Source organism: Haloferula sp. (genome assembly GCF_049672945.1).
Classification (GTDB): Bacteria; Verrucomicrobiota; Verrucomicrobiia; order Verrucomicrobiales; family Akkermansiaceae; genus Haloferula.
The window spans coordinates 1-6,172 of record NZ_JBATWY010000095.1 but is presented as its reverse complement, the minus strand read 5'-3'; the positions used below and the strand labels follow the sequence as shown (position 1 = coordinate 6,172).

The following is a 6,172-nucleotide window of genomic DNA, read 5'->3' as shown; positions in this document are numbered from 1 at the left end:
GCCCGACCCAAGAAGAGCAGGATACGCCAGGACGAGCCGCCAAGAGGTCGCTCGGAATGATCCCCAAACCCATTCAAACCCCGCCGCGCGACACCACCGCTGAACTCAAGTCCGACAGACTGCTAGGTCGATTTCGCTTCCGTTCATTATTTTCTGGAGATCAGATCAAATACCTCTATTTGAACGAGGCTTCCTTAGCAATGCTTGAAAATTTCCATGACATCTAAAATTTCCACGCTCCTCGCGTTTGCCGTTCTCAGTGCCCCATTTTCCCTCGCCGCTCCAGAGCCTTCCCCTGGCGATGTCGATGTTCGCCCGGCCATCGAGCGCATGTACCCCACTCTGGTCCGCATCCACGTGGTGATGGAGGAGGGCTCGCAAGGACGTATGAAGAAACAGCAAGGTAGCGGAAGCGGCGCGATCATTTCGTCTGACGGCTACGTGCTGACGAACCACCATGTGGCAGGTCGCGGCACCCGCTTCCTTTGCACGCTCTCGAACCGCGAAAAGGTCGATGCCACGCTGATCGGCACGGACGCACTTTCAGACCTAGCTGTGATCAAGCTCGATTTGTCCACCCGCCGCAATCCGGATGAGTCTCTCGCCGTAGCGACCTTCGGCGATTCTGATGCCCTTGAGGTTGGCGATGTGGTTCTCGCTATGGGCTGTCCCGGTGGGCTCTCGCAATCGATTACCCGCGGGATCGTGGCAAACACCGCCATGATCGTGCCTCCCAACCAAATTTCTCTGCGCCTCGATGGCGAACGCGTCGGTGAACTCGTGCGTTGGATCGGTCACGATGCGGTGATCTTCGGGGGTAACTCGGGCGGACCACTCGTCAACTTAGCCGGTGAAATCGTGGGCGTGAATGAGGTCGGTATCGCGTCTCTAGGGGGGGCGATCCCATCCAACCTTGCCAAGTCTGTGGCTGCGGAACTGATCAAGAGCGGCGGGATCACCCGCTCATGGATCGGGCTCGAGCCTCAACCGCTCCTTCGCCGTGGAGAGATCGGTCAGGGTGTGCTGGTCTCATCCGTCTGGAAAGGCAGCCCTGCCGACCAAGCCGGCATCAAGGCAGGCGATTATATCACGCACTATGGCGAAGAATTGGTGGCGGATTGCCACGCTCCAGAAGATCTCCCGGTTTTCAACGCCATGGTTCTCGGCACCGCCCCAGGCACAAATGTCACTCTCACTGGTACGCGGGATGGCGAGGCGAAGGCTTGGACGCTGACCACTGAAGTCCGCGAGCCCAACCAAGCGAAGGAGTCCGAGGCTCGCAGCTGGGGGCTTTCCCTGAGGGATCTGACGAAAGTTTCCGCGTTGGAAAAGCGACGCGAGAACACCGAGGGCGTGCTAGTTGATTCTGTCAAAAAGGCCGGTCCATCTGGCCAAGGCAAGCCTCCCCTCAGCGTCGATGACATCATCGTTGGACTTAATGGTGAAGACATTCAAAATCTAGCTCAGCTGGAGGCCTTCACGGATAAGTTCACCAAGGAACTCACGAAGCCCGCGCCGGTACTTGTCGAATTCGAGCGCGGACTACAATCATTGGTCACAGTTGTCGAGGTGGGTCCGGAGCTCGAGTCCCAGCGTCCGCGTACTGCAGACAAGCCTTGGCTTGGAGCCAACATTCAAGTCATCACCGACGATCTTGCCGAAGCCCTTGGAGTGAAGGGCAAACGTGGTGTGCGGGTTACCGCGGTGACGGATGACTCGCCCGCCAGCCGCGCTGGGTTCAAGAATGGCGATCTTCTGCTCAAGCTCGATGGGCGTGTGATCTCCGCCCGACGTCCGGAAGATCAAGGCGTGCTTCCCGAGCTGATTCGTAGCTACTCGAGCGATGCCTCCATTAAATTTGACATCGTCCGCAGTGGTGAGCCGATGGTTCTCGAAGTGCAGCTCGAAGCCAAGCCAGACCCGGACAGCGGCACATCTGACTTCGAGGATGATCGCTTCGAGTTCACCGCCAGCAGCCTTTCCGATGAACAACGTCAGCTATCTGAAATCGGTCAAACCGGGGTGTTGATCGAGAAGGTCGAAAGCAACGGCTGGGCAGCACTCGGCGGATTGGTGTCTGGTGACGTACTTTTGGAAATCAACTACCAGCCGGTTTCCACCGTCGATGAACTCAAGAAGGAACTCATGAGTTACCGCGAGTCCAAACCTCGTAGCATCGTTTTTTTCGTCCAGCGGGGAACCCACACCCAATTCCTCGAAATCGAGCCACGCTGGTAAGATCAAACCTTTGCCAGTAATCACCATATCATCAAGATTTTATGAAACCAACCGCCATCCTCATCCGCATTCTTGCAGCAGCTTCCATCGGCTTCGCTCCACTCCATGCCGCCTCACCTGAACTCCAGGCTACCGCCTCCAAGTTGTATCAAGCACACGCAGATTCCGTGGTGTGGCTGAGTGTGATCGCTAAAACCTCCATGTCCGTCGATGGCGATGCTCCGGCTGAGATCAAGTCGAAGCTTTCAGGAGAGGAGCGAGAGACCACCGTCGAAACCACTGGAACTTTCATCAGCAAGGACGGCCTGTTGGTCACGGCACTCGGCAAGCTCGATAGATCATCGATGATGGACGGACAGACCGTCAACACCCCAATGGGACCGATTAAGCTGAAATCCGAATCCGAAGTGACTGAGATCAAGGTCATCATGCCCGATGGCACCGAAATCCCGGCTGACCTCGTGCTTAAGGATGTCGATCTTGGACTCGGCTTCATCAAGCTGCGCATGGATAGCGATGAGGCATCGGGCGTTGAGATCCACTCCATCGATCTCGCCGACTCGTCGGAAGGAAAGATCCTCGACGATTGCATTGGGATCGACCGCATGGACGAATCTCTCAATCGTGAACCTGCGATGAGCTCCGGTGAAATCTCCGGCATCACCACCAAACCCCGCAGGTTCTACCGTGTGGACATGGATTCGACAGGCTGCCCGGTCTTTCTCTCTTCTGGTAAGCTTCTCGGGATCACCGTTGTTCGCAAACCATCCAGTGGCCTTGGCGGCGGTGCGGGCAGAATGACCCCGGTCGTCCTGCCTGCTGCGGAAGTTGCCAAAATCGCAGAACAAGCTAAGGAGGCTAAGCCTGAAGTCGTCAGCGAAGACGAAGACGAAAGTTCCTCTGACGAGGAATGATCGGCGGATGACGCGACAAGCGGCGGGCATCTGCTCGCCGCTTTTTTTGTGACCAGGATCCAACAAATCGCGCTTGGTCGCCAGCTGCAGTGCCCATTCGGATCTAACCTCTGGAGGACAACTCGAAGAGGCCGGATTCCAAGCTCATTTGAGTTCCCCCCCGTGTTGCGCTCAATCATGCATGGATTCGAATGGGTAAATCTAACATTTGTCAGATCTGCTGCGCGGCAAAGGTATATTGTTGACCTCAGCGACCACTCAAAGGGTCTCATCCAGCTACATGAAAATGCTTCTACCTCACGCTCTCCTCTTCATCTTAGTCGGGGGTGCCCACGCTGTGGAGACCCTAAAACGGAGTCCCAACGTCATTATTGTTTTCACCGACGACCACGGATGGGCTGATGCAGGCTGCTACGGATCGAAGGATATTGAGACGCCGAACATCGATTCGTTAGCGAAGCGTGGGGTGCGGTTTACTCAGTTTTGCGCAGCCGCTCCGGTCTGCTCGCCATCCCGCGCCGGCTTGCTGACCGGTCGCTTTCCGCCGCGTGCGGGGATGGCTGGAAACGCTCCATCCACTCTCGGAGAACCGGGCATGCCGACGAGTGAGGTTACAATCGCTGAAACGCTCAAGCAGGCCGGCTATGCGACTGGACACATTGGCAAATGGCACCTCGGTTTCTCGCTGGAGACGATGCCGCTCGGGCAGGGATTCGATTACTCGTTTGGCCACATGGGAGGATGCATCGATAACTTCTCCCACTTCTTCTACTGGAGCGGTCCGAACCGCCACGACCTGTGGCGCAACGGTGAGGAAGTCCAAATGCCAGGCAGGTATTTCCCTGACCTGATGGTGGAAGAGGCAGGGCAATTCATGGAAAAGAACAAGGGAAACCCGTTCCTCATCTACTTTGCGCCGAGTGTGCCGCACTATCCATATCAAGGCACCCCGGAGTGGCTGGAGCACTACAAGGATGTGCCTTATCCTCGGAATCTCTACGCGGCATTTCTGAGTACGCTCGATGAACGTATCGGGCTCTTGCTAGAGCGCGTGGACACACTGGGTCTCCGCGAGGATACGATTATCATTTTCCAATCCGATCACGGCTACTCCGCCGAGGACCGCGCGCACTTCGGTGGCGGTAGCTCGGGTCCGTTTCGCGGAGCAAAGTTTTCGCTCTTCGAAGGCGGCGTCCGCGTGCCGGCGATCATTAGTTGGCCCGGCAAGCTCCCTCAAGGCGAGGTGCGCGATCAACTCGCCCATGGCTGCGACTGGCTGCCGACCATCGCAGAGCTCACTGGTGCCGAAATTCTGAATCCCTATCTGGATGGCAAGAGCCTGCTGCCCGTCATTGAATCCGCCACTGCTCCTTCGCCGCATGCCGTGCTGCACTGGGTCAATGGCAGGAGTTGGGCCGTGCGCGAAGGTGACTGGAAACTTATCATGCACCCCCTCGATACGGGAGCGAGAATACCTCAGGCCAAAGTGGAAAGCCCATGGCTCTCGAATCTCTCGCTCGATCAAGGCGAGCAAACGAACTTCGCGAAGGATTATCCGGACATAGTTCGAAAACTCAGGGAGCTCCACGAGGAGTGGATTAAGTCTGTCCCGAAATGAAGGACAACGTCGACGAATATCAGAACCTTACCCGAGTTGGAAGCCATCCTTGGCAAGATGTGGGCCTGTTTACCGAAATCGTAGGTTCTACGAGATCTAACCTTGAGCTCACGAGTGACTTGGAAGTGAGTGATGGTCTGGCGACGAATCACGTGACTCTTCGTGCCGACTTCAGCGTGAGTGACGTGTTTTCTGGTGGTGGGCGTGGTCAACCTTCTGGGATGGAGTTTATTCCGCACTCGATTGCGGGAAAGGTTGTAGTTGTCAGCGATAAAGCTCGAGTGCATCCGTTAGGATTGATTCATCCGGCCAACGTTGAGCACCGAACCAAAATCGACCATCCGGATGCGAAGGGGAGCATCGTGAGGCGGACGATCGTTAACAATGAATTCATGGAGTTTGATGCCGGGACGGATCAGGACGCTGAAACTCCAACCTTGTTTTATGCCTCTTCCGCCAAAACTGTGGGTGGAAAGCGGTACCTGAACGCCGCGAAGCGGCGGGTTTCTCTTGAAAGTTGTCCACAACAGTCCGATTCGAGAATGGGACTCTAAGTCGTCGGAGAAGCGGATTGTTGTGGGCAACTTTCTCTTCCTGACTAGTTGGTAAGCACTGCTTTGAGGCGCTTACGTGGCAGACATGTTCAAGTATTGATGAACCGGCGGATTCTGGCAGGTTCCGTTTGCGACAAGAAAACTCCCGGATCGCTACTTTCCCACAGTCATGAAAAAACTCCTCCTTCTTCTCGTCCCCGCCCTGCTGCTCGCCTCCTGTGCCGGTGTCGGTTCCTCGAATACCAAACGCCTTCTCTCCGCGTCAGGATTCCAGCCGAAGAAACCCAACACTGAGAAGCAGACCGAGATCTACAACAACATGGAGCCCTACAAGCTCTACAACAAGGAGATCAAGGGCGAGATGGTCTACGGCTACAAGGATCCCGAACAGGGGGTCGTCTACGTCGGCGGGCCGAAGGAGCACGAGCAGTATCAAAAGTGCGCCGTCGAACAGCAGGTCGCGCAGGACCAGCGCGTCGCCGCCGAAATGCAGATGGAAGCCGCCTACGGCTGGGGAACCTGGGGCCCCTACGCCGGCCCGTATCGCCGGGGCTATTACTGAGCTCCGCCGGTATAAAAAACCGCCGCCGCCCATTCTCTGGAAAGATACTCGCGCCCCTCGAATCCGGGCCGGTTGTCGACCGCGACATCCGAATAGCCTTCGGGCGTCATGATGATCGCCCAATTGAGGTTCACGATTCCCACCCCGGGCACCGACGGCTGCGCGTCCATCCGCAAGGGACTCAAGACCAGCACCACCACTGCACTTGATTTCCAGATATTTCCAAAGATCATAACATCCTGTTTATAAGCGCGTAACCCGATCCAAATCAAGATCGAACTTGAGA

Annotated in this window: 7 protein-coding genes; 6 read left to right on the top strand and 1 reads right to left on the bottom strand. The window is 56.4% G+C overall.

Annotated elements, in window-relative coordinates:
• The 6 genes from WBG04_RS08395 to WBG04_RS08370 form a co-directional block, all read left to right on the top strand.
• Positions 1-227 (top strand): hypothetical protein (locus WBG04_RS08395; protein ID WP_424313959.1); only part of this gene is annotated, 227 nt, incomplete at its 5' end.
• Positions 217-2,238 (top strand): PDZ domain-containing protein, encoded by a 2,022-nt coding sequence (locus tag WBG04_RS08390; protein ID WP_424313958.1) that lies wholly within the window; start codon positions 217-219, stop codon positions 2,236-2,238. The genes WBG04_RS08395 and WBG04_RS08390, both read left to right, overlap by 11 nt.
• 41 nt (positions 2,239-2,279) lie before the next feature.
• Positions 2,280-3,152 (top strand): trypsin-like peptidase domain-containing protein, encoded by an 873-nt coding sequence (locus WBG04_RS08385; protein WP_424313957.1) that lies wholly within the window; start codon positions 2,280-2,282, stop codon positions 3,150-3,152.
• A 280-nt stretch (positions 3,153-3,432) separates the two neighbouring features.
• Positions 3,433-4,770 (top strand): sulfatase-like hydrolase/transferase, encoded by a 1,338-nt coding sequence (locus WBG04_RS08380; RefSeq protein WP_424313956.1) that lies wholly within the window; start codon positions 3,433-3,435, stop codon positions 4,768-4,770.
• Complete coding sequence (locus tag WBG04_RS08375; protein WP_424313955.1) at positions 4,767-5,324, top strand: hypothetical protein; 558 nt, start codon at positions 4,767-4,769, stop codon at positions 5,322-5,324. Before WBG04_RS08380 ends, WBG04_RS08375 begins: the two co-directional genes overlap by 4 nt.
• 169 nt (positions 5,325-5,493) lie before the next feature.
• A complete protein-coding gene (locus tag WBG04_RS08370; protein ID WP_424313954.1) occupies positions 5,494-5,886 on the top strand; it encodes a hypothetical protein in 393 nt (130 codons plus the stop codon).
• Here the strand turns inward: WBG04_RS08370 and WBG04_RS08365 are convergent.
• On the bottom strand, positions 5,880-6,172 hold a 293-nt coding region (locus WBG04_RS08365; protein WP_424313953.1), incomplete at its 5' end, for a hypothetical protein. The two genes, WBG04_RS08370 and WBG04_RS08365, sit on opposite strands and share 7 nt — an antisense overlap.